Origin of the sequence: Sedimentisphaera salicampi (genome assembly GCF_002117005.1) — a bacterium.
Taxonomy (GTDB): domain Bacteria; phylum Planctomycetota; class Phycisphaerae; order Sedimentisphaerales; family Sedimentisphaeraceae; genus Sedimentisphaera; species Sedimentisphaera salicampi.
In genome coordinates this window covers 2,202,774-2,227,520 of the sequence record NZ_CP021023.1, presented here as the reverse complement: position 1 = coordinate 2,227,520, position 24,747 = coordinate 2,202,774, and the positions used below count along the sequence as shown (strand labels likewise).

Genomic DNA, 24,747 nt, shown 5'->3' with positions numbered 1-24,747 from the left:
AAATGTTGGTTTTAAGAAAGGCGAATTTATGAAAAATTTAGTATCAAGCATCTTGTTTTCTTTTTTAGTTATTGCTGCATTCAGCGGCTTAGCAAGATCTGATGGTTCTTCGTGGCCTTATGCAGATGAAACACAGCAGCAGAGGAATCAAAGAATGGACTGGTGGCGAGATGCTCATTTTGGGATGTTCATTCATTGGGGCGTTTATTCCGTCCCTGCCGGCATTTACGAAGGGCATAAAGTTAAGGGTATTGGAGAGTGGATAATGAATCGCGGTAAGATACCCGTTGCTGAATATAAAGAGTATTCTGAAGACTTTAACCCCGTAAACTATGACCCCGATAAATGGGTTAGGCTCGCAAAAAATGCAGGTATGAAATACATAGTAATCACCTCAAAACACCACGACGGGTTTGCTCTCTTTGATTCCAAGGTTACAGATTGGGATGTAGTTGACTCAACACCTTACGGCAAAGATCTCTTAAAGCCGCTGGCTGAGGCTTGCCGAAAACACGGCATCAAGCTTGGTTTTTACTATTCTCAGGCCCAAGACTGGTGCCATACAGGAGGATCGGCAATGCGGGTTCCTGCAAAAGGAGGCTGGGATAACCCTAAGGCTGAAAAAATCGACAAATTTACTGCCGCCCACTCCGGCCACTGGGACCCTGCCCAGCTTGGCAGCATGGATGAATACATCAAAAATATCGCAGCACCGCAGGTTAGAGAAATACTGACTAACTACGGCGATATTGCTGTTTTGTGGTGGGATACCCCGAGAGATATGAATAAAGAAAGAGCTGATATGCTCCAGCCGATTATCAGTCTTCAGCCCGGGATAATCACAAACGACCGCCTCGGCGGGGGATATCCGGGGGATCTAAAAACACCCGAGCAGTATATTCCTGCAACAGGCCTTGATTATGACTGGGAAGCGTGTATGACTATGAACGATACATGGGGTTTTAAAAGCTATGATCATAACTGGAAATCAGCAAAAACTCTTATTCGCAACCTCGTTGATATTACAAGTAAAGGCGGCAATTACCTGCTTAATGTTGGTCCCACATCAAAGGGTGAGATACCTCAAGAATCCGTTGAAAGGCTCAAGAAGATTGGCAAATGGATGAGCGTAAACAGCAGATCTATATACGAGACAACTGCTAGTCCTTTCGCAAAGCTGAGCTGGGGAAGATGCACAAAAAAGACATATATCAATGGGGCGGATCTTTATTTGCATATATTCGACTGGCCTGAAGATGGAAAGCTCATCTTACCCGGACTTAAAAACAAGGTTCAGCAGGCTTATCTGCTGGAAAATATGAAGAAGGTTAAAACCGATTCGTTCGCAGATGGCGTTAAGATTGAGCTGCCTTCTCAGCCTCTTGACGAAATTGACACGGTTGTTGTTTTGAAGGTTGCAGGCGAGCTTGAAATAGAGAAGGTTCTTCCATCCGCTAACGCTCAGGGGGAGATAGTTTTGGGTGCGATGATGGCCAATATTCATAACCCGGGATACGGCTCTCAAGCTAAAACTGAAACTGTAAATGGCAAACAAAACATTGGTTTCTGGACAGACGCAAGATCTTGGATTGAATGGCCTTTTAAGGTGGAAAAAGAAGCTGAGTTTTCTGTAAAATCCGATGTTGCTCTAATTGATGAGGCAAGTGAAATAACCATAGAAATTGATGATAAGAAGTATCAGGCTAAGCTTAGCTCCACAGGAAGCTATTCAAACTTCAAAACCGTTGATCTGATAGATAAAATAACATTAAAGCCCGGTGAGCATCGCCTTAAAATACGACCTGTGAGAGGAAAGTGGAGCCCTGTTAATTTCAGAAATGCAACCCTTAAATCTTTAAGAATCTTGAGCAAATAATCAGCCGATAAAAACAGGCTTCGGGTTTGAAAATTCTGACTCAACAGATAATTGCCCGAAGCCTGCAATCAAGCAAATAAAAATCAATTTGCTGAACTAATCGTTTATTTAAGAGCAGCTTCTAAAACATAGGGTTTCTAAGAACGTCTGCTGTTTTCAGCGGTGCGTCATACACGCGGACAGTTTCCAATTTTCCTTCAAAATCCTCAGCGAGCGAAATTTTCTCTGTTCTGAATATAAGTTTGTAAATGTTGTAATCGGTATTCTGCGGCAGAACAATCTGCCCGTTGATTATTCCGTAAACGTATTCGGCTCTGTAATCAATGATTAAGGCTATATGATTAGCGGCCTCTTCTTTTAGGAACGGGCAGTTGAATCGCAGTGAACTGCTGCCTGATTCCCCGCTCACTTTATATTCGATTATATTATCCGAGCTTCTGGAAACAGAGAATTCTCTTCCCTCGCTGCTTTCCAGAACGAGTATTTCCTCAGGCGCATTTTCCTTTTGCATCTCTGCATAAAATTCGAGAGTAAGCCCGTTCTGGTTGGCAGATTTGGTTCTTCCGAAATCATTCACAGTGCGGGTTTTGTATTTATGCATCTTGCCTTCGCCTATTTCAATCGCAAGATGCTTGGATGTTCTCAACGACATAGACCTCGGTATAAAGCTTACTACGCCCTCTTTGGCAAACTGAACACGCATGGCATCTCCGCTGCGGTAATACATCATCGGGTCGCCGTCCTGTTCGAGTATGCCCCCAAAGCTGAAGGTATCTTTCTCGGAATTTGGAGAATACAGCAGAAGCTCAGGCTGATTCCAGCCCTCTTCTTCTCTTGCCTTTGTAAGCAGGTAAACGTAGGCCCCTTTGCCGGCCTTCTCCACCTGAGAGAGAAACATCTCGCCCATGTTTTCAGTATTCTCGTAGTATGTCTTCACACTTCCCTGCATGAGGGCGTAGTTGTTGTCTGGATATCTGCAAACCTCGGCATCAGCTTTGTTCTCAAGGGTTGGCTTTTCGGCTATCTCGGCATACAGCAAGTGCCCTTTTTCAGAGGAGAAGCTTATAATGAGCTTATCTCCGTTTGAGGCAATATTGAAACTTCCGCTCTTCGGCGTTACCGCTGAAGGTATATCCATAAGCTGATCAACCGGCTGAGCAGTCCATTCGTTCTGCCCTGTAACAGAAGAGGTGTATGATTCAGTAGTTGCCAGCAGAGGCACATTGTCCTCACGGTCAAGCAGTACATATACATACTCGCCTGCTACAGCTCCTCGAGAGAGCGCTGTTACCGTTTCTATTTCAACATCACAGTTGATTTTCGTTGGAGAGTTCCAGTCGAACCCTTCATCCGGCGAGCGGTAAACATACAGACCTCGGGCGTATTTCGGATCGTCCTTTGCCTGCTCCAGAGGCGGCAAATCTTCCACCTTGTCTCTTGCAAGCACAAGAGCAAACGTGTTGGAAACATCAAGCTGGAACAATGAAACATAGGGCTTTGCGTAGAACTTCTCCTGAGACATGGTAGCAGCTGTTACAGACCAGTTCTCGCCCCCGTCGTAGCTCCGTACAGTTTCCAAGCGATAATAATTCATCCCTGCCTTGCTCGCCTTCTTCGTGGCGAATGTCATAAGCGTATCATTTGAGAGCTTGATCATATTCGACGAGCCGTAGAGCGATTCGTTGTCTATTTTTGTACCGTTGTTTGCGTAGCGGTCGTCGGTACGGATGTAGTATTTGCTTTTCATCTCTGCAAATATTTTGCTGTGCTCGGAAGTTCTGAGCTTGCGGTTGTAAAAAAGAAGCTCTGTAATAGCACAGTCATAACCTGGCTCGCCCCTTAGCACAAGCGTTCGGTTTTCGAAAACGTATGAGAAGCCGTCCTTTCTGTTTTCTCTTTTTTCGCTGTTGAAATCGAGAACCTTGAAGTCCGGGTAGTCCTGTTCGTAGTTTTTTATGTAGTAGCCTATTATGATGTGGTAGTCTGCAGGCTTCTCTACAGGCTTAAACCTGATGCTTCTCGAACTTGAAATGGATATTGCTGCCTGAGACTGCGCAAAATCCTTAATGAAAAGCGGCCTTCTGTTCACTTTAGTCTGCTGGGCAACAATCGAAGTCTGCTGCTCGTTGCTGAGGTTGGAGAGAAAGGCATCGTTGTTGTTTTTCACATTACTTGCTTTAATGTGGATGAGAAGCCCTTTCTCAGGCGGCTGAGAATAAACCAATGAGGCCGCCAGAGCCTGAACTGCTAATAATAAAATCACTGTTTTTTTAATCATATTTTTCCTGCTGTTAAACTCATAACTTTGACGTTTACCTATTATATTAGCACAATTTCATAAAAAAACCAAAACTTTGAAAAAATGTGATTGACTCATAGATATGTGTTCCTATAATTCGCCGTTCCCTCGTTGATAGAGGCAGGTTACGGGAATCCAAGAAAATAAAAAACAAACAACTTTCTTGACATTACCCGCATCTTAGCTATATTAGCGTTTCTCGCTGTATTGCGAGGATTTCGGGAGCTCTTTAATAAACGGATACTGAATCGAGCTTTTGGGTTAACCCCTTGGGCTCATAGAGATATGGGCTCGTAGCTCAGCCGGCTAGAGCGTTCGCCTGATAAGCGAGAGGTCGAAGGTTCGAGTCCTTCCGGGCCCACTACTTATCAGGGGGCTGTAGCTCAGCTGGGAGAGCATCTGGTTTGCATCCAGAAGGTCGTCGGTTCGAATCCGTCCAGCTCCAATGTTCTTTGACAATTTAATAGAGATAGCGAAAAGGTTAATTGTACCCATACAAATAAGCGGTACAATTTCACTGTAGATTAACACATATACCTAAGTTAGTTTTTTCAATAAAGGCGAACACATTAGTCAGTTAATGATTGATGTGGTCAAGTTACTAAGGGTATGTGGGGGATGTCTAGGTGCCGAGAGGCGAAGAAGGACGCGGCAGGCGGCGAAACGCCCGGGTTAGGAGTCAAGCATCCGATTACCCCGGGATATCCGAATGGGGAAACCCAACAGGGCCGGGCAACCGTACCCTGTAATCATCATCTGAATGCATAGGGTGATGAGGCGAACGTGGAGAACTGAAACATCTAAGTACCCACAGGAAAGGAAATCAACCGAGACTCCGTTAGTAGCGGCGAGCGAAAGCGGATCAGCCCGTGCCTTATCCGTATATTAGTCAGGCGAATGTTTCTGGAAAGCTGAGCCACAGAGGGTGAAAGCCCCGTAGTCGGAAGCTTATATACGGATTGGCACATACGAGTATCACGGAACCCGTGGAACTCCGTGTGAATATGGGGGGCCCACCCTCCAAGGCTAAGTACTCCTCGGCAACCGATAGTGCAAAGTAGCGCGAGTGAACGATGAAAAGTACCCCTACAAGGGGAGTCAAAAGTACCTGAAACCACATACCTACAATCAGTGGCAGCCCATTAATGGGTGGCCGCATGCCTTTCGCATAATGAGCCGGGGAGTTACTGTCTATGGCATAGGTTAAGTCCTTCAGGGACGCAGCCGCAGGGAAACCGAGTCTTAATAGGGCGATTCAGTCATAGGTGGTAGACGCGAAACCAGGTGATCTACCCATGGCCAGGTGGAAGGGAGTGTAAAAATTCCTGGACGACCGAACCCACCAACGTTGAAAAGTTGGGGGATGAGCTGTGGGGAGGAGTAAAAGTCTAATCAAACCTGGAGATATCTCGTTCTCTTCGAAATAGCTTTAGGGCTAGCCTCAAGTAATACCCGTCGGGGGTAGAGCTACTGATTGGGACTGGGGGGCCACCAGCCTACCCACCCCTACCAAACTCCGAATACCGTCGGGCTTATCTTGGGAGTTAGACTGCGGGTGATAACATTCGTGGTCAAGAGGGAAACAACCCAGATCGCCGGTTAAGGTCCCAAATTTCTGCTAAGTTACAAAGGAAGTCGGTTTGCACAGACAATCAGGATGTTGGCTTAGAAGCAGCCACCATTTAAAAAGTGCGTAATAGCTTACTGATCGAGCAATCCGGTGCCGATAATGAACGGGAATAAGCAGAAAACCGAAGCCGCGGACAAGCAATTGTGGTAGAAGAGCGCAGCATTCAGCGTTGAAGCGATACGGAAACGAGTCGTGGAGCGTATGCTGGCGATTATCCCGGCATGAGTAACGATAAAGCAGGTGAGAATCCTGCTCGCCGAAAACCTGAGGTTTCCTGGGGAAGGTAAATCCGCCCAGGGTTAGTCGGTCCCTTAGTCGAGGCTGAAAGGCGTAGACGATGGAGAAGCAGGTTAATATTCCTGCACCGCGTTGTATGACACAGGCAGTGACGTATTCTTTAAGGCAGTCCCGTGAGTAGTCGAGCGGGTCCCGCAAGGGCGAGGGCGATTTACGATCCCGAAGCTGCCGGCGAGAGTACCGAGAAACAGCTGCTGCAGACTGATTACAGCGTGTCCGTACTAAAACTGACACAGGTAGGTGAGGAGAATATCCTCAGGCGCTCGAGAGAACCGTCCTTAAGGAACTCGGCAAATTGACCCCGTAAGTTCGCGATAAGGGGGCCCTACCCCGCTTCGGCGGGAAGGGGACAGAAAAGTAGCTCTGGCGACTGTTTACCAAAAACACAGTTCTCTGCTAACACTTAAAGTGGATGTATAGAGAATGACGCCTGCTCGGTGCCGGAAGGTTAAGGAAGCTTGTTCACGCTCGCGACTGAAGCCCCGGTAAACGGCGGCCGTAACTATGACGGTCCTAAGGTAGCGAAGTTCCTTGTCGGGTAAGTTCCGACCTGCATGAACGGCGTAACGACTGGAGCACTGTCTCAAGGACGGACTCGGTGAAATTGTATTTGAGGTGAAGATACCTCATACCCGCGGCAAGACGGAAAGACCCCGTGAACCTTTACTGCAGTCAGGTATTGGCACCTGGCATATCATGCGTAGGATAGGTGGGAGATTATGAAGCGGCCATTCTGGTGGTCGTGGAGTCATCCTTGAAATACCACCCTTGGTGTGTTAGTTGTCTAACGGTGTTCCTTGAATCAGGGCACCGGACCGTGCTTGATGGGCAGTTTGACTGGGGCGGTCTCCTCCTAAAGAGTAACGGAGGAGTACAAAGGTACACTCAGCATGGTTGGCAATCATGCGAAGAGCGTAAAGGTATAAGTGTGCTTGACTGTGAGAGTTATCGCTCGAACAGATGCGAAAGCAGGTCTTAGTGATCCGGTGGTTCCGAGTGGAAGGGCCATCGCTCATCAGATAAAAGGTACTCCGGGGATAACAGGCTTATCTCCCCCGAGCGTCCATAGCGGCGGGGAGGTTTGGCACCTCGATGTCGGCTCATCACATCCTGGGGCTGTAGGCGGTCCCAAGGGTTCGGCTGTTCGCCGATTAAAGTGGTACGCGAGCTGGGTTCAGACCGGCGTGAGCCAGGTCGGTCCCTATCTGCCGTGGGCGTAAGAACCTTGAGAAGATGTTTCCCTAGTACGAGAGGATTGGGAAGCACTGACCGCTGGTGTACCAGTTGTGCTGCTAAGTGCATTGCTGGGTAGCTAAGTCGGGACAGGATAACCGCTGAAGGCATCTAAGCGGGAAGCCAACTTCAAGATTAGGGTTCTACAGTTCCCTGGAAGACTACCAGGTTGATAGGCCGGGTGTGTAAGTGTAGAAATACATTAAGCTAACCGGTACTAACGAACAGATACTTGACCATATCAATCATTGATTGACTTAACGTTGGTATACGTTAATCCGCTGTCTCTTTTTTATTGAATATAAAGCTCAATCGAGCTTAAAATAAACTTGCTGGTGACTATACTGAAGGGGAAACGCCTGATCCCATTCCGAACTCAGAAGCTAAGCCCTTCAGGCCGATGATAGTCTAAGCGAAAGTAGGTGATCGCCAGCTTTATGAAAGCTCCTCAGGGAAACTTGAGGAGCTTTTTTTTGTGCGCTATGTTAGAAAATATGAATAATACTGCGGCAATGAAACTTATGTTTGAAAGTATGGCGAATTAGAGCCAATTGTGGATGCTATATGCAAAATATCATAAAGCTATATGCTGCTGAAGATGACCTCAAAATCACCTGTCTCAAGTGCCGTAGGATATTAGAAAAAGAATAAAGCAAACTATCCAAACCTTGGTTTGAGCCTGCACTGGATGAATGTTTCCATTAATGACAAAGTCCTATTTCCTAATTCAGCGTTCAAACGAAAGTTTACTCTGACAGTTTCGTTTTTTATCCAATCACCAACATTTTCCCGATTAAGATGAGCTAAATTTAAATCTGATTTGTTTTTCAAAATAGATCTTGCGAGATTGCTGTTTGCGCGGCCAGGATTGTAATGTTGGCTTGTATATCTGGCTTGGCTATTTGGACCAGCCTTTCCAACTTTTAAACAGCTATCACCCCAGAAAAATATATATACAGCCATTTCATTTTTAGGGAGTTTATTAGGTGGATGACATTGTTTTTTCAAAATTTCATAATTTATACTTTTCTCGGGAATCTTGGTTTCAGCTAACTTAGCTACTTCAATAAAATCAGAGAGTAAACTCTTAATCTTTTTTTCTAATGAACACATTGCCTTCGAAACCTTTCATATTCTTAATGCCTATTTATTTTCCAGCAGCAGCTATTCTTCCAGATTTTCTTTGTAGTGCGGTTTCTGCGCCCATTTGAGCTTGTATGCCAGCGCGTCCCACTCGGTGCTGTCGGGGTTGCTGATAATCTCAAAATTCTGCGGGCTTTTCTCGATCTTAATGCTCTCAACGTCTTTCAGCTCGGCGATAGTCTGCCCGTCTGCGTTTACTGAAGAGCCATCATTCACAGAGATCGGGTATATTTGAATCACCTTCCGGGAATCCACCACCACCGGCCTGAAGCTAAGCGAATGCGGATTCAGGGGGGTAATGCAAACAGCCTCCACATCGTTTGAAATTATCGGCCCCCCTGCTGAGAGATTGTATGCGGTAGAGCCGGTGGGCGTGCACACAACGATCCCGTCGCCGACGCAGCTTGTAACAGGGCTGGAATTCACCTCAATTTCCATTTCTATAGTGTTAAAAGGCCGGCCGGAGTTTATCGCTATGTCGTTAAGCGCGCACACTCTTTCAACTGTCCCGTCCTTTTTAGCCGCCTCGCAGTTTATGAGCAGCTTCTTTTCAACTGCGAATCTGCCTTCGAATATCTGATTGAAATGTTCTTCCAGATGTTCGATGCTGAATTCTGCCAGAAATCCGAGCCTTCCCATATTTATTCCCGCAGCGGGTATTCCCGCCCCGAGCAGGCTGTGGGCAGCGTGCAGGATAGAGCCGTCTCCGCCTATAACCACAGCGATATCGGCTATGCCGGCGTAGTCTGCGCAGTTTTTCCTGCCGAAACAGTTTTCAAGGATTTCCGCCTTGCCCTCGGCGAACTTCCTGAAAATCTCAACTGCTTCTGCAACTTCTTTTCGTTTTGTATCTGCAAAGTATATCAGCTTCATAATGCCGAACTTCCATCAAAGGGTAAGTTTTGTACAAACTTTTCTGATTGTATTAAATCAGCTCCATCAAATAAAGCTTTTTTGCCCATCCGACTATATTTTTTGCCGTTCACGCTGCGGCCAAGCTAAATTCTCCGTCAATTTCTTGCAATTCCCCGTGTATAGTATATATTCGATATTGTCCAACAAGTTGAATTTACCAGCATTGTTTGAAAGCTTATAGATTATGATATGTAAAAACTGCGGAAAAAGAATCGGCGATACAGATAAATACTGCCCCGAATGCGGCACGGCTCAGTACGGAAAGCGAGAATCGAATATCCCGCAGAAAAGCGAAGACAAACTCCCAGAGAGATTCAGGGAAGTTGTTAAAACAATCCTCACTGCCTCAATTATAATGCTGATTTTCGGGATTATAATCAGGCAGCCTCGGATAATGGTAATAGCGGCTATTTCAAGCCTTATAACCTTTTTCCTGATTAGAATAAACAAACGTTAGGAGGGCTCCGGTGAGCTCAATAGACAGAGATAAATTCGCACGGCACTGCGGTATAGAGATATTAGAAACCTCAGAGGGCTACGCAAAGGCAAGAATGAAGATTTCAAACGAGCATCTCAACGGCCTTGATATGACCCACGGCGGTGCTCTCTTTTCCCTCGCAGATACTACATTCGCAGCCGCTGCCAACACGCACGATTTCGATGCGGTTGCCGTAAATGCAAATGTTTCGTTCCTCAAGCCCACTACAGCGGGCGATGAGGTTATCGCAGAGGCGCGGGAGGTGAATCCCCGCGGCCGGCTTGGCTGCGTGAAGGTGGATGTTACAGACAGCAGCGGAGACCCTGTGGCAGTGTTCGAGGGGCTTGCATACCGAAAATTTTGATAAAGGAGCATCAGATTGAAACGATTTTTAATTTTAATTCTCCTGCTGGCAGGGGTAAGCTTTGCCGGCTCGGAGAGATACTACGCATTGTTTATGAATTCCGGCAAGAGCGGCTATATGCTCGAGAAGCAAACCCGCAGCGGCGAAGAAATCAAAACCGAAAACAAAATTATGATGGAGATGACCAGATTCGGCACAACAATCTCCATGGAAACGGTGATCGAATATATCGAAACAGCCGATTATGAGCCCAAAGAGATGAGCTATGAGCTCTCCATGACCGGTACTACCGTTAAAAAGCATTTCACTATAAGAGACGGGCAGGTAAAAATCGTAACCGAGATGGGGGTGTTCAAAGACGACTGGAACGAGGATATCCTCTTCCCCGCAGGCATCCAGCATAAACTTTCCAACACAGAAATCACTCAGGGCAGCAGGATAGAGATTATGGGCTTTGATCCGGAAACGGTAAGCCCTGTTCGAACGGTTATGAAGTTTGGCGAGAAGCAGGAAACAAAGCTTCTCGGCGTGCCCCGGATGCTCTATAAGGCCAAGACCAGCGAGACATACATTGCCGGCGGGAGCACTGTGAATTCTGTAAGCTGGTGCGATGAAACGGGCGAGCTCTATAAAACTACAGTGAATATGATGGGCATTGAGCTGAGCTTCGTGCGGTGCAGCAGGGAATTTGCTCTGAGCGAGAACGAATCTATTGACCTGCTTGAGCAAACGCTTCTGGACAGTCCGTGCGAGCTTTCGGGCGATGATTTCGGCAGCGCAGTGGTATATACCCTGAAGCTCAATAACGATTCTTCCGGCATACCATCAACCGGTATGCAGAAAAGCGAGAATCTGGGTGAAAATAAGTATCGCGTTACTGTTTACCCTGCACTCGCAGAAAGCAGAGCAAAGCTGAGCGAGGCTGAAAGGAAAAAGTATCTAAGCGAAACAGACTACGTTGATTACAAAAGCCCCGAAGTTCAAGAGCTCTTAAAACAGATTGACTTGCCTGAGGGCGAGCTGGCAAAGGCAAGGAAGATAGAGGAATTTGTGCATAATTACATAGACACAAAAAACCTCAGTACTGCCTACGCAAGGGCATCTGAAACCGCTGCGAGCAAAACCGGAGACTGCACAGAGCATTCAGTTCTCACAGCAGCTCTATGCAGGGCGGCGGGGATTCCGTGCAAGGCGGCCGGCGGGCTCGTGCATACGATGCAGTTTTTCGGAGAGAATAAATTCGGCTTTCACGCTTGGAATGAGGCCTTTGCAGGCGGCAAGTGGATCGGCCTTGATGCAGCAATCGGCAAAAACGGCTTCGACAGCTCCCACATAAAGCTCGTGGAAGGAAAGGGCGAGATTATAGACTTCTTCGGTATTATTAACGGAGTAAAAATCTTGGATTGCAGACCGCTCAGAAAGCTTGAGGGCGAATAAAAAGCATTCACGAAAATCAGAATTGAGGAAAACTCAGGGAGCATTTTGGAGAACGAAGTTTGCATTGCGATGAGCGGCGGAGTGGACAGCTCTGTAGCCGCGGCCCTTCTGCGCAGGGAGGGGTTCAAGTGTTTCGGCGTGTTTATGATCACTCACGAGAAAAGCAGCGATGACAGAGAAGATGCCGAAAGGATGGCTGAAAAGCTTGGAATCAAACTGCACGTGCTCGATCTTCGGGAATCATTCAAACGCGTGATGGATTATTTTGTGGAAGAGTATAAGCATGGCAGAACGCCTAATCCCTGCGTTTACTGCAATCGAATCATAAAATTCGGCGAGCTTTACGATTACGCAAGGCAGCTGGGAGCTGAGTATTTCGCTACAGGCCATTATATTCATCAGAAAAACGGCAGAATATACGCAGGCATCGACGAAAAAAAGGAGCAGTCTTACATACTCGCAATGGTTGAGAGGAACGTATTGTCGAAGGTGCTGTTCCCGCTGGGCCTGAAGGAAAAGCGGCAGATACGAGAGATTGCCAGAGAGCTCGGGCTTGAAGTGCATAATAAACCCGATTCTCAGGAAATCTGCTTTATCAACGATGAGAACTACTTCGACCGCCTTGAAAGAGAGCGGCCGGATATCGTGAAAAAGGGAAACGTTTACGATACGCAGGGCAATCTGCTCGGCCGGCATGAAGGCATACACAGATACACAATCGGCAAGCGAAGGGGGCTGGGAATCGCCCTCGGAAAGCCGATGTATGTGGTGGATATAAACAGCGAGACAAACGCCGTTGTGCTTGGGGAGCGGGAGGATCTGCTCAAGAGAAGGATTATTGCCGAAAACGTGAACTGGCTTACTGAGCCGATATACGAGGAGTTTGAGGCGAGGGTTAAAATTCGCTACAACAGCCCCCCCGCTGAGGCAAGGGTTTATCAAACCTCCGGCAGGCTGCACATTGAGTTTGCCGAGCCGGTAAGCGCGCCAACCCCCGGACAAGCGGCGGCGGTTTATGTGCCCGAAGACGATAAGCTTGTGCTCGCTGCGGGAGGCTGGATTGCAAGGGATTAGCAGCCGGCGGGTTTAGCGGGGCTCTGTGAAAGCGATTTTACCATACAAACCGCCTCGCCGGGCGGGGTGTCAGTAAACTGAGTGAGCTTTTCGATATCGCTGCTTGTCTGGTCTCTGGTTATTCGGCGGTAGCCCAGAGCGGGGAAATAATCGGGCGCTGTTTTGGTTAAGAGGTATAAATCTCTGATGCCATCCCCCTCGCAGATTCGCTCAATCTCCCTTACGAGCTCCTTGCCGAGGCCTTTGCCTGAGTGATCTTTGCAAACCGCAAGCGAACGCAGAAGCCCGTCTTTGCCGGAGAGCTCAAAGCCGGCAGTGCCCAATGCTTTGCCTGCGTTATCCTCGGCTATTATAAAGTTTTCAGCTTTCTGCTCGGTTAAATCGTATGTGGGCAGGCCTGCCTCAGAAACGATCGAGATTATAAGGCTTAAATCTTTTCTCTGCGTTTTCCTAAATTCCATAACATCTCCCGAATTTTCAGCGGCTGCATTATCGATAATATTCTGCTGTTTTCAAGCTGTTTCCGAAAAGAAAAATTAAATAGAAACAGCTGCCTGATTCTTTTTAACATAAAACCTTTTCTTGCAATAATATGCGTTGAAAAGTATTTGCTGTTGAATTGGGCAGCGTTCCTATTTTACAGGTCATTTCAGCGATATGAATTTAAAAGGCAGACCAAACGGCCTGCCTTCTTTTATCTTATTATTTGCCCAAATCGCTGCTACTCAAATGTAATTTTCACGTTCCGGCTTTGATAAACGCTTTTCTCGGGAAGGGTGATTTCAAAAACATCCCCGTCCGGGCTGCCGCCTTCAACGGCGAAAGGCATCTTCCCAGAGTCTTTCCGGATTGTCTTGAAGCTTGCTTTTTTCCCGTCTGCGAGAACCTTGCTGATTGTCTTAACGCCTTCCGGCTTGTGAATACGCAGTTTCCAGCTTCTGGTCTTGAGAGAATTCTGGAATGTACCATCAGCCGCAGAGATCTCCACATTCAGCACTTTCCCGCCCTTTTCCGGCTTGCAGGAGAAGGCGGTTTCCCTGTAGAAGCCTTCTTCGTAGTCTCTGCTCATCCGGTCATCTTCGTAGAGCTCGGCCTTTGCAGCGGTCTTAGAAGAAGGATAAATATCCAGAGTTACCGGCTCCCACGGCTTTTTGGTGGTATCGAGCATATTCGGGGCAAGCGGGATAACTGATCCGCTGCGCACAAACAGCGGGGCTGTTTCGAGGGCGATATCTACTGAAATCGTTTCCCCGCCTTTAAGCACCTCGCCTGTGAATGCGTTGATCCATTCTCCCGGCGGAAGCCAGAGCGAGCGTTTCGGGCTATCCTTCATAGGCTCATAAACAGGGGCAAAGAGTATATCATCGCCAATCAGATACTGATGGTTTGTCTTTGCCTCTTCGTATTCGGGGTAGAGAAGGTCGCAGCGTTTCATAATCGGCTCGCCTGTTTCGTAGTTTTCCCTTGCTGCGGTATAGAGCACGGGCAGTAGCCGCATACGCATCTGCATAAACTCCCGAACAACCGATTCGCAGGGTTCATCATAGTCCCATGGGTCTCTTGTCCATTTTCTTCCGCAATGCAGACGGAATATTGGCGAGAGCGTTCCAAACTGAACCCAGCGGCAGTACTGCTCTGTTGTGAGCTCGCCCATATGCCCGCCAACGTCGGTGCTGAGATATGGGAACGGCCCGTAAACACCGGCAAATACAGCGTTCCTTACCTCATCCTTGAGTGAGTTCCAGTGCGAGCGGGTGTCGCCTGTCCACTGGATTGAGTATCTGTGGGCGGCGATATTGGAAGGCCGGTTGATCTTTCCGTGGTCTATTCCGTCGTAGTTTGCCATAATCAGCGGCCTGCGGTGCGGGTAGTAGTCCCTTGTTACTGCATCGTAGATATACATCCCGAACACTTCCTTTGCAATGCCCTCAGGCGGGTTTATGCAGGTGTGCCAGTTTCTGTCGAACCACCAGAAATCAAGGCCTATATCGAAAAGGCCTCGCAGCCCGTCGTTTCTGTAAACCACTTCCTCCCTCTCCAGAGCCTCAGCCTGGGGTTCTGGGTGGTCGTTGAACATAATTTTCTTGCCGAGATCGTGGGCATTTGAAATAAACCTTTCCATATCAGGGAAAAGTTTTTTGTTTATATCATACCCTATAGAAGCACCAACGCGCCAGTTTGTATCTACCACAAATACATCCAGAGGGATATCCTTGCTCTGATACTTCTTTATCTTATTCAGAGCCTCTTTCTGGGTGTAGGGATGATATCTGCTGTCCCAGCCGCCAAGGGCATAGAGAGACACAAGATTTGTTCTGCCGGTAAGCTCAATAAAATCCTGCCTGAGCCTCTTCCAGTTTCCCTGCGGGAGGAATACGTAAATATCTTCAGTATTATTGCTCATGTCCCAGCCGTTGTTTTCGACGCCTTCAGGAGCAGGGTTGTATTCCCATCTTGAAGGAACGTATCTGGGCTCATCTGCTATCATCCACGCCTTTGTTTTTTCTGTTGGCTCGGGGAGGTATCTGCGGTTTCTGCTCTTCTTATCCAGCTTCCAGTTGGCGCTGTGCCAGCGGCTGAGAGGGGTGTTGGTATCGTTGGTAGTTTCTTTAGTGGCAACTTCGGCATATCCCTTTTGATTTTCTATATGGATATAGTATTTCGGATAGGCTCTGTTTTTGAGGCGTACATACCCCGCTCCTGCGGATTCTCCCTTCCATTCGGCCTTTTTTATATTATCGGGCTTGCCGGCATAGATCTTATCCTTGCCGCTGTCTATATAGATATAATCGCCTGTGGCTTTGTTTTTCAGCCTGAACCAACCTCCCTTAGTCTCTTTCTTCCAGAGGAATTCGTCTGTATTTTCATTTTGTGAGTACCCAAGCAGCTTGCCCTTATCGTAAAGGAAGCCTCCGCCGCTGTTCGGCCAGCGGGTTATAATAGGGAAATACTCTGAATCGCCTTCTTTGCTCCAGACTTTCCTGCCTGCAGAATCGGTTATGTAGGCTTTGTCGAGATTTTCGGCGTTTTGAGGGATATGAACGCTGTAGGCAGAAGTTTTAACGATAAGATTGTCTCTCCTAACAACCTTCTCCGCTTCGGCGCATCCCAAGTCCCTGTTTTGGATATGGAAGGTAGGCCGGTCTTCAAAGCCCTTCGGCCCCCGCACTTCCATTCGCACAAGTGTTTCAGAGAGCGGCTGAATCCGTACATCGCCTGTAATAAAGCTCTCTGAAGCTGCAGAACAAACCGCAGCTACAGCACCAATGATTATAATTGATGCCAAGAAATTCCGTAAAGTGTAAGTCATAGTTTCTTACCTCCGCCAAAGTTTTTAATAAATTCAGTATCTTTATATTTCACCTGAAGCCTCTTCAGCTCAGCCTTAAGCCTTTTCACAAGAGACTGATATTCAGGTTTTCCGTACAGATTGTTAAGTTCGTTCGGGTCATTCTTTAAGTCGTAAAGCTCCCAACAGTCTATATCGAAGTAGAAATGGATCAGCTTGTATCGCTTGGTTCTTATGCCGTAATGCCTTTTCACAGAATGCACTGCTGGGTATTCGTAGTAATGGTAATAAACGGAATCCCGCCATTTTTCCGGCTCACTGCCTTCCAAAATGGGGGTGAAGCTTTCACCCTGAATATCATTGGGGATATCCAGCCCAGCGGCGTCGAGGAAAGTGGGGGCGAAATCCAGATTCATCACCATCGAATCGGTAACGCTTCCCGGCTTTATGTGCCCGGGCCATCTCATAAGCAATGGCATCCTGAGAGACTCCTCATACATAAACCGCTTGTCGAACCAGCCGTGTTCGCCGAGGAAGAAGCCCTGATCTGAGGTGTAGATGATCATAGTATTTTCTTCGAGCCCGCTTTTTTTGAGGTAATCGAGGAGCCTGCCGATATTATCATCGATTGAAGCGATGCAGGCGAGGTAGTCTTCCATATACCTGCGGTAGTTCCAATGTTTGCGTTCTTCCTTTGTGAGCCCTTTGGGCGGGGTTTTCTTCAAGTCCCATTTGCGAAGATGGCTTTGAATAGACATTGCGCTTTCTTTTGCCGCTGCGCAGCGCGTGGAGTAATCGTCGTCGAAAGTCTCTGGTACGGGGATTTCCTTATCTGCATACATCCCTTCGTGTTTCTCGTCTGGATGCCAGCTTCTATGCGGTGCTTTATGATGACACATCAAGAAGAACGGCTTGTCTTCATTGCGGTTTTCGAGCCAGTCGATTGTGAAGTCTGTGATGAGGTCCGTTACATAGCCTTCATACTTCTTCCGCCCTTTCTCGGTTTTGAAAACGGGGTTGTGGTATTTGCCCTGCCCGGGGAGCACCTCCCAGTGGTCGAAGCCTGTTGGTTCGCTCCTGAGATGCCATTTGCCGATCATTGCTGTCTGATACCCGCCTTTACGCATCAGCTTTGGTACTGTCTGCTGCGAGCCGTCGAAAGGATTGTTGTGTCTGTTGGTTGTTTTGCCGTTGATATGACTGTACTTGCCTGTGAGAATTACCGCTCGGCTCGGAGCACAAATTGAATTTGTGCAGAAGCAGTTTTCAAACAGCATCCCCTCTTCGGCGATTCGGTCGAGGTGTGGAGTTTTGTTTCGATTGCTTCCGTAGCAGCTGAAGGCCTGCGAGGCATGGTCATCGGCCATAATAAATATGATATTCGGTCTTTTGGTTTTCTTTTCAGCCCCGATTAGGGAAGAACCGAAAGCAAGTGAGGCGCCCATAAGGCAGCCTGTCTTCAAAAATTCTCTTCTGGATTTCATAATTTCTCCTTTTAATATTATATTCTGCCTACCGGCCTCTGCCCCTTGCCGCGAATGTTGTGCAAGCTGTCGCCAAGTTCTTCTCTGGCAGATTCGGCCAGTTTTTCAAGCTCCTTAACTATATCAGGGTGTTCATTGATCACATTTTTCTCTTCTTCGATATCCTTATTCAGATTGTACAACCCTTTCTCCGCTTTGCGAAGCTCTCTTGGGCCGGGGAATCCGTTCTTCCCGGGTTCAACCCCTTCGCAGCCGCGGTACTTATGGGGGAATACGAGCTTCCAAGGCCCGCGTCTTACAGCATCAAGCTCTTTTTCGTAATAGTAGAAATAATCTTTTCGAGGCTCTGCATTTTCCCTGCCTTCAAGCAGGGCCGTTATATCAACGCCGTCTATTTTCTTCTCGGGCAGGCTCGCTCCGCTGAGACTGGCAAATGTGGGCAGTATGTCGATTGCGGCAGCGAGTTTATCGCATTCGCTGGAGGCGGGGATTTTGCCCGGCCATCTCATTATGCAGGGAACTCTGTTGCCCCCTTCCCAGCAGTTTGAGCCTTTGCCCTCTCTGAGAGGGTCGGCTGAGCCGCCATGCTTGCCGTAGTTGAGCCAAGGGCCGTTATCTGAGGTGAAGATTACGAGCGTGTTTTCGTCTAAGCCGTTTCTTTTCAAAGCTTTGAAAATCTCGCCCGCAGACCAGTCTATCTCCATAATCACGTCGCCGTAAATGCCCTTTCTGCTCTTCCCGCGAAACTTATCGCTCACTGCAAGCGGGACATGCGGCATTGAATGGGGCAGATAAAGGAAAAACGGCTCGGATTTATTTCTCTCAATGAAATCAACTGCCCTTTCGGTGTACATAGTTGTGAGCTTGCTCTGGTCTTCCATAGTTCTGATGCGGTCAATGATTGTATTGCCCTTCATCAGAGGCAAATCCGGTATTCCGATCCGCCATCTGGCTTTCGGATGGAAGCCGTCCTTGAGGCTTGTGCCGTCGAAATCACGCGGCCACATATCGTTTGAATAGGGCAGTCCGAAATACTCGTCAAAACCCTGCTGAAGCGGAAGGAACGGATAGCGATGGCCGAGATGCCATTTCCCGAATATCCCGCAGCGATAGCCCCTGGGTTTTAACACTTCGGCTATGGTTTCTTCTTTCGGATTTAGTCCACGGTTTACGTGCGGGAAAAGGGCCTTGTATATCCCAACCCGCGGGTGATAGCAGCCTGTCATAAGAGCGGCTCTTGAGGGGCTGCATACGCTCTGGGATACGTGGAAATCGGTAAATCTCATCCCCTCAGCGGCCATTTTATCTAAGTTGGTGGTTTCGAAGCCCTCGGCGCCAAAGCAGCCCACGTCTTCATATCCCTGATCGTCTGTGAATATTACAACAAAATTCGGCAGTTTCTGCGATTTAGCGGCCGATAAGCTCTCTGCAAGGCCGGAGAAAGCAGTTAAAGCTGCAAGCCCGCCGGCACGTTTTAGAAAAATTCTTCTGCTGGAGTACATCATAAAGCCCTTTCTTTACTCTGCAGGCATAAGCTTAATGTAATCAAGCCCGAACATATGCCTCTTTACGGCTTTTTGATTGGCGCCTTTAATCTGCACTTCAATCTCATTTTCCCCCTTGCGTATTTCGGCTTTCCCGAGAAGCGTTTCTCTGGCCTTAACTTTAGGATTAAAAAGATCGATGTTTTCCTTCATAAGCTCGCCGTTCAGGCAGATATTTACTATGCCGTAATCTCTTGCCTTTGTTAGATTTGCATAAACCTTGAACTCTCCGCTCTTGCTGCTTTCGAACTTCAAAACGAGTTTCTGCCCGGGCTCACCGTTTTGCCACCAAACCTGCGCATCCTCGCTCCAGCCGAATTGAGGATTGTTCTGCACGAATGCCCTGCCGCCTTCGCAGCGGGCTATCTGCATATCTTCGCCTTCAATCGCCCCTTCTATATCAATATGAACCCTTCCATCTTCGCTGATATCCGGCAGGGGCTTCAGCGCCTCTTCCGGCTGCGGGCCTAGATTCGAGCTTGAATCTTTCTTGGCATACCAGAACATCACAGGGGCATAATCTACGGTGGTTTCCGCCCAGTGCCATAGCTCCATATCGAATTTCAGGCTCTTGCTGAACGGGATTGCGTCCAGAGAGCGGAACCTGCTGTTTACTGTGAACCCCTTCTGGAAATTGCCTGCTCCGCAGGGCTGGGCGTGAAAGGGTGCGCTGAATGCTGCCGGCCTGCACCACGCATAGCCGTAGTAGTCTTCTGTGCCTGTGCCGAAGTGGGAGGGGAAATCCTCGCCGTCGATGTAGATCTTTTCATCACCCTCGCCCCACCATCTCGGGGCATTGTTGAAAATTGTAAGCGCATCGCCCACATACTTCCCCTTGCCGTTTATGGTAACCCAGTTCAAGTCGAACGCTCCGTTTGCGGGATTGTCCTCGTTGCTGCGGGTTTTTATATCTTTCCACTGCTTCCAGCCTGAATGGAAATAAAGCGAATTCTCATCCCATTGCCATGGCTTGGTATATACCTCGCATTTCTCAACAAAAAATGTATCGGAGCCAATATTTTCCACAACCACCTCGGCGTTTTGCTTAAACGGCATAATCCAATTGCAGTACATCTGCCCATCTTTTCTCACGCCGGTATAAAAGGTTTGATATGGATGGAGCTGATAACCTGTGCCGAAAAAATCACCCAACGGAGACCATACAGTCTGTTTGCCGTCAAATTTTGCTTTAATAATGATGCTGCGAAGTGCTTTTGAAATCCCGCCTGATTCACCAAGCCTAACTTTTATGCCTTTGATGCTTCTCTGCCCGCTGAGTCGTAATTGAGCAGACTGCCCGGGAGATAATGTTCCGTTAAAAGCTGCAGAAGGCCTGCCGCCAATCTTGATGCCGTTTTTCAGCTTGCTCTGCACATTATCCAGCAATTCAGAATTATCTTTAAGAGCCTTCATTGAGAAGGTTTCTACATCAGTTTCTTCTGGATATTTGCGGTAATTTATGATGTAGTAGAGAGCTTCGCCCTTTTTGCCGCCTTTATCTATAAATTTATTTGTCTGGTAGGTTACTTTGCAGGCCTTTGAATAGGGGATCGGAAGGTAGAGATTGTGCCCGCGTTTTGAGTATTCTGTAGTTTTGGCAACGGAATTGCCCAGCGGGGCGTCTGCCAGATAGCCTTTATCGAGTATTTCAGTTATAGGGGCTTCTATTGCAGGCTTGCTTTCATTATCGAAATAGAATCTCAATGTCCCGTTGCTGAATTCACTCCCGCCCGGGCCATGCCATGTGCTCCAAATCCTTACAATTGCACCCGGCCCTTCAGCATCCATAAGGACATACTCTTTTCTGCCGTAATTAGTCTCGATTCGCAGAAAATGGCTTCTGTCGTTATTTGCCCACCAATTCGGCTCGCCTTTCTGCTTTGAGGCAGGGTCTCTGCTGCTGAGCTGAAGACATTCATACTCCGGCTCCGGCCACTGAGCAGTGATATCGGGATTAACCATATCCTCAAGCAGCGTGGAGAATTTTACATCCTCGCTGAAAGCCTGCCCTGCCAGAAATATTAAGGACAGCAGCAGAAAATTTTTGATCATTGATTTTAACATACAAACCTCTTTAAAATTAAATATATATTTGCTATAAGGTAAATAGAAACTGCTTGAAAATTTTTACAAAAAACATTTAATTTTGCTTATAATATTATAATAAATTCCTACTTTTTCTGAATCATCAAGGAGAAAAATATGAAAAGACGTGAATTCCTTCAGGCATCCGCCGCTGCGGCAGCTGCCCTGGGCTATTCAAATACCGCTTCAGCAAACGAGCCGGCCGAGATTTCACAAGCTTTGTCAGACCACAAAATCAGCTCAATACAGTATGACAGGGTAAGGCTGAAATACCCCCGCCACGTAGGGCGGAATTCCCGCCTCGGACACCACGGCAACGGACCGACAGTGAGCATCTGTAAAATTCGAACAGACAAAGGCGCAGAGGGCTGGGGAACGTTTTACGCGGGCAGAGACAGAGCCGAAATACTCAATAATTCGCTTAAAGGGCTCAAAATATCTGATCTGATAACACCAGCCTCAGGCATAAAGCCCTCCGCTCCGGAACAGCTCGATATCGCCCTGCACGATCTGGCGGGGAAGATTCTCGAAATGCCTGTGTATAAAATGCTTGGGGCAGCAGGCCCGGAAAGCACAAACTGCTACAGCGGTATGATATACTTCGACGATCTCGACCCCGAAGACAACCCTGAAGGAATCGATAAGGTTCTCGAAAACTGCCGATACGACTACAACTTCGGATACAGGCAGTTTAAGATAAAGATTGGACGCGGGAAGAAGTGGATGCCCGAAAAAGAGGGTATGCAGAGGGATATAGACGTTACAAATCAGATCGCCAAGGCCTTCCCCTATGCTGAGCTTCTTGCAGATGCAAACGATATGTACACCTATCAGGATACAATCGAATATCTCAAGGGGATCGGCGATACAGAGCTTTACTGGATGGAAGAGCCCTTCCGTGAAGAGAAGGAAGGCTTTGAAAAGCTTAAAAAGTGGCTCAAGGAGAACGGCAAATCAACCTACATCGCCGACGGCGAGAGGCTCCCTGTGCAGGCGCAGCTCATATCGCTGGCAAAGCAGGGGCTGCTCGATTTCTACCTTACAGACATTATCGGAATGGGCTTTACCCCTTGGAGGCAGATTATGCCTCGGCTCAAAAAGCTCAATACCCTCGCCTCGCCACACGCTTGGGGGTCTATGCTGAAGACATGCTATATCTCCCACCTCTCAAGAGGGCTCGGGAATATTCCAACGATAGAAGGTGTTACATGCTTCTCGGAAGACGTGGATTTCTCCGGCTTCGAAATAAAAAACGGCAAAATATCCACGCCGGAAACCCCGGGCTTCGGCCTGAAGCTGCTGAAATAACAGCCTCAAACACTGGCAGAGTTAATAAAGGGCAGAGCATTTTAACAATTCTGCCCTTTTTGCAATATTCCGCTAACCCCGATTTCAGGTGTTCTGCACGCTTTCGCTATGCGGGAGCGTTTGGGCTTGCCATAGCGGCGGAATTTCGTTACCATTGTGCTTCTGGGAAAGCGTGGAAAACGAAATGGAAAAAGTTTTAATCATAAGCGACGGCAAGCCCGGCCATCTCAATCAGGCCCGGGCATTATGTAGCATTATGGGCTGGGACTGCATTGAAGCTGCTGCAGAATACAGGCTCAAGGCGTTCAAGGCAGCCGGCTATATGCTGGATGCCCTCAGGCTCTACAGCAATATGCCATTCAACCTCACCAGCTCCGATGGGGGTGTAACCCCGCCGGAGATAACGGAGGGAATAAGCAGGATTGTTGCGGTGAGCTCGGGGGCATACTATCCGGCAAAGGTGCTCGCCAAGCGCCTCGGGGTGGAAGTGATAGCTTTGATGCTCCCCCGCGGAATTCGCAAATCGGATTTTTCGCATATCTTCTGCCCATCCTACGACAACCCCCCTCGGGCAGAGAATATTACGCCCATACCAATCACCCTATGCAACCGCGGGGAAAGTTTTTATAAGCAGAAGGCAGCCGAATTCTCAGAGAAAACCGGCCTAAAAGGCCCTGCTGTGAGCGTTATTATTGGGGGCGAAAATGCGTACGGGAAGATAGATCCCGAAAAGATTCGCGGACAGCTTGAGAAGATCTTCGAGAAAACCCCAAACATGCCGCACTGGCTGACAACTTCCCGCCGCACGAGCAGAAAGGTGGAAAAAATTGCCGCTTCATTCCCGTTCGATTACAAGCTAATCTTCTCAGAGAGCCGGTATAACCCAATACCCGCATTTATTGCTATGAGCGAATACCTCTTCGTTACCAGCGACTCATCCTCGATGATAAGCGAATGCGTGAGCACAGGTGCAGCGAAGGTGGAGGTGCTGAAGAACGAGCCGAAGAAAAAGAGCAAATTCGACAGATTCCTCGCAGAACTGCAGGCAAAGGGCTGCGTTCACATCTTCGACGGAACATTAGGCAGCGCAGATAAAAAGATAAATCTGGAGAATAAAATAAAATCGGTTCTCAAGTCGTAAAAAAACTATTTTAACACTTGACAGGATCTATCATTGCCTGTAGCCTATACAGATATTAAATTACATTAAATCGAGTTGTCATTTTATTCAGGAGATTGAGTATGGAGGAAAAAGTAGATGTACCTAACTTTTTTAAGTTCATGTTGCCTATGTTGGAATTTATAAAAGATGGTAATTGTTACAACATGGTTGATATTTATAACATCTTGGCTGAGAAATTGGATTTATCAGAAAGTCAAAAAAAAGTTTTCTTACCCAGCGGGCAACAGGAAGTTTACAAAAGCAGAATAGGATGGGCTAAAACATACTTAAAAAAAGCAGGGCTCATAAAGCAGGCGAAACGCGGACAAATTCAAATTACAGAAAATGGACTTAAAACCTTAAATGAAGGACTGACTTCTATAGATCTAAATTATTTAAAAAAATTCCCTTCATTTAACGATTTTAGAAACAGTAATAGAAAGCTCAATCATTACACCAAAACCACGAAGGGGAATAACAGAGACTCTGTAACCCCAGAAGAACAGCTAGAAATTTGTTTTGAACAGATCAACAATACGCTTTCGCAGGAATTATTATCGAGTCTGTATGAATCTTCCCCTGACCTTTTTGAAAAAATTGTAATTGATTTATTGCTTAAAATGGGGTATGGAGGCTCAAGGAGAGATGCCGGAAAAGCTATTGGTAAAAGTGGAGATGAAGGAATAGATGGATACATCAAAGAAGATAAATTAGGCTTGGATATTATTTATGTACAAGCAAAAAAATGGGATACGTCAAAAACAATAGGCAGGCCCGAAATACAAAAATTTGCAGGTGCATTGCAAGGTCAAAAAGCTCAAAAAGGAATATTTATAGCAACTGCTAAATTTAGTAATGAAGCAATCGATTATGCTAAGAAGATCAACTCTAGTATTATTCTGATTGACGGCAAAAATTTAGCTAATTATATGATTGAAACAGGTGTTGGAGTTTCTGTTTCGAATGTTTATGAAATTAAAGAGATGGACTACGACTATTTTTCTGCAAATTAAAAGAAGAAATAATATTTTCACTTATACGATCTAAGACTTTTGCCTGCTCAAAAATAAGTTTTTCAAAGGCGTAAAAAACCTTGCCTGAGGGTTTGTTTTTGTTACACTCTGCGCAT

General features: G+C 47.2%; 16 protein-coding genes, 2 tRNA genes and 2 rRNA genes. 12 read left to right on the top strand and 8 right to left on the bottom strand.

The genetic code is table 11. The annotated features are described in order from the left end of the window. The first annotated feature begins 28 nt into the window (after positions 1-28). Positions 29-1,876: an alpha-L-fucosidase gene (locus tag STSP1_RS08400; protein WP_085755925.1), complete on the top strand. Its 1,848-nt coding sequence runs from the start codon at positions 29-31 to the stop codon at positions 1,874-1,876. A gap of 121 nt (positions 1,877-1,997) precedes the next feature. Here STSP1_RS08400 and STSP1_RS08395 read toward each other — a convergent pair whose 3' ends face one another. Further along, on the bottom strand, positions 1,998-4,154 hold the full coding sequence (locus tag STSP1_RS08395; RefSeq protein WP_085755924.1) for a hypothetical protein: 2,157 nt from the start codon (positions 4,152-4,154) through the stop codon (positions 1,998-2,000). Between the two features lie 308 nt (positions 4,155-4,462). Here STSP1_RS08395 and STSP1_RS08390 point away from each other — a divergent pair. The 4 genes from STSP1_RS08390 (at position 4,463) to rrf (ending at position 7,770) form a co-directional block, all read left to right on the top strand. After that, positions 4,463-4,536, top strand: a tRNA-Ile gene (locus tag STSP1_RS08390). A gap of 11 nt (positions 4,537-4,547) precedes the next feature. After that, positions 4,548-4,620 (top strand) — tRNA-Ala (locus STSP1_RS08385). Positions 4,621-4,766: 146 nt separating this feature from the next. Beyond that, a 23S ribosomal RNA gene (locus STSP1_RS08380) occupies positions 4,767-7,575 on the top strand. 91 nt (positions 7,576-7,666) lie between these two features. Continuing rightward, positions 7,667-7,770 (top strand): 5S ribosomal RNA (rrf, locus tag STSP1_RS08375). Positions 7,771-7,992: 222 nt separating this feature from the next. Here the strand turns inward: rrf and STSP1_RS08370 are convergent. Together STSP1_RS08370 and STSP1_RS08365 are read right to left on the bottom strand one after the other, a co-directional pair. After that, positions 7,993-8,448 (bottom strand): hypothetical protein, encoded by a 456-nt coding sequence (locus tag STSP1_RS08370; protein ID WP_085755923.1) that lies wholly within the window; start codon positions 8,446-8,448, stop codon positions 7,993-7,995. A gap of 51 nt (positions 8,449-8,499) precedes the next feature. Beyond that, the gene (locus tag STSP1_RS08365; protein ID WP_085755922.1) at positions 8,500-9,351 is read right to left on the bottom strand and encodes an NAD(+)/NADH kinase; all 852 of its coding nucleotides are present in this window, start codon (positions 9,349-9,351) and stop codon (positions 8,500-8,502) included. Positions 9,352-9,577: 226 nt separating this feature from the next. On the opposite strand from STSP1_RS08365, the gene STSP1_RS08360 reads away from it, so the two are divergent. The 4 genes from STSP1_RS08360 to mnmA are packed head-to-tail and all read left to right on the top strand — an operon-like array spanning position 9,578 to position 12,746. Continuing rightward, positions 9,578-9,850, top strand: a complete 273-nt coding sequence (locus tag STSP1_RS08360) for a zinc-ribbon domain-containing protein (RefSeq protein WP_085755921.1) — start codon at positions 9,578-9,580, stop codon at positions 9,848-9,850. Between the two features lie 10 nt (positions 9,851-9,860). Continuing rightward, positions 9,861-10,235: a PaaI family thioesterase gene (locus tag STSP1_RS08355; protein WP_085755920.1), complete on the top strand. Its 375-nt coding sequence runs from the start codon at positions 9,861-9,863 to the stop codon at positions 10,233-10,235. A gap of 15 nt (positions 10,236-10,250) precedes the next feature. After that, the gene (locus STSP1_RS08350) at positions 10,251-11,672 is read left to right on the top strand and encodes a transglutaminase-like domain-containing protein (protein ID WP_085755919.1); all 1,422 of its coding nucleotides are present in this window, start codon (positions 10,251-10,253) and stop codon (positions 11,670-11,672) included. 45 nt (positions 11,673-11,717) lie between these two features. Continuing rightward, entirely contained in the window at positions 11,718-12,746 is a 1,029-nt protein-coding gene (mnmA, locus tag STSP1_RS08345; protein WP_085755918.1) for a tRNA 2-thiouridine(34) synthase MnmA, read from the top strand. Here the strand turns inward: mnmA and arsN2 are convergent. The 5 genes from arsN2 to STSP1_RS08320 all read right to left on the bottom strand — a co-directional run bounded on the left by arsN2 (position 12,743) and on the right by STSP1_RS08320 (position 21,127). Then, on the bottom strand, positions 12,743-13,207 hold the full coding sequence (arsN2, locus tag STSP1_RS08340; RefSeq protein WP_085755917.1) for an arsenic resistance N-acetyltransferase ArsN2: 465 nt from the start codon (positions 13,205-13,207) through the stop codon (positions 12,743-12,745). The two genes, mnmA and arsN2, sit on opposite strands and share 4 nt — an antisense overlap. A 260-nt stretch (positions 13,208-13,467) precedes the next feature. Then, positions 13,468-16,056 (bottom strand): glycoside hydrolase family 31 protein, encoded by a 2,589-nt coding sequence (locus STSP1_RS08335; protein ID WP_085755916.1) that lies wholly within the window; start codon positions 16,054-16,056, stop codon positions 13,468-13,470. After that, positions 16,053-17,519 carry a sulfatase family protein gene (locus STSP1_RS08330; RefSeq protein ID WP_085755915.1) on the bottom strand — a complete coding sequence of 489 codons (1,467 nt, stop codon included), beginning with the start codon at positions 17,517-17,519 and terminating at the stop codon, positions 16,053-16,055. Before STSP1_RS08330 ends, STSP1_RS08335 begins: the two co-directional genes overlap by 4 nt. A gap of 17 nt (positions 17,520-17,536) precedes the next feature. Further along, a complete protein-coding gene (locus STSP1_RS08325; RefSeq protein WP_226997474.1) occupies positions 17,537-19,024 on the bottom strand; it encodes a sulfatase family protein in 1,488 nt (495 codons plus the stop codon). A 12-nt stretch (positions 19,025-19,036) separates the two neighbouring features. After that, positions 19,037-21,127, bottom strand: a complete 2,091-nt coding sequence (locus tag STSP1_RS08320) for a glycoside hydrolase family 172 protein (RefSeq protein ID WP_085755914.1) — start codon at positions 21,125-21,127, stop codon at positions 19,037-19,039. 138 nt (positions 21,128-21,265) lie between these two features. On the opposite strand from STSP1_RS08320, the gene STSP1_RS08315 reads away from it, so the two are divergent. The 3 genes from STSP1_RS08315 (at position 21,266) to STSP1_RS08305 (ending at position 24,631) form a co-directional block, all read left to right on the top strand. Beyond that, positions 21,266-22,456: a mandelate racemase/muconate lactonizing enzyme family protein gene (locus STSP1_RS08315; RefSeq protein WP_085755913.1), complete on the top strand. Its 1,191-nt coding sequence runs from the start codon at positions 21,266-21,268 to the stop codon at positions 22,454-22,456. 184 nt (positions 22,457-22,640) lie between these two features. Then, positions 22,641-23,597, top strand: coding sequence for an ELM1/GtrOC1 family putative glycosyltransferase (locus STSP1_RS08310; RefSeq protein ID WP_123807019.1), 957 nt, complete (start codon positions 22,641-22,643; stop codon positions 23,595-23,597). 101 nt (positions 23,598-23,698) lie between these two features. Then, positions 23,699-24,631, top strand: coding sequence for a restriction endonuclease (locus tag STSP1_RS08305; protein WP_085755911.1), 933 nt, complete (start codon positions 23,699-23,701; stop codon positions 24,629-24,631). Positions 24,632-24,747 lie beyond the last annotated feature (116 nt).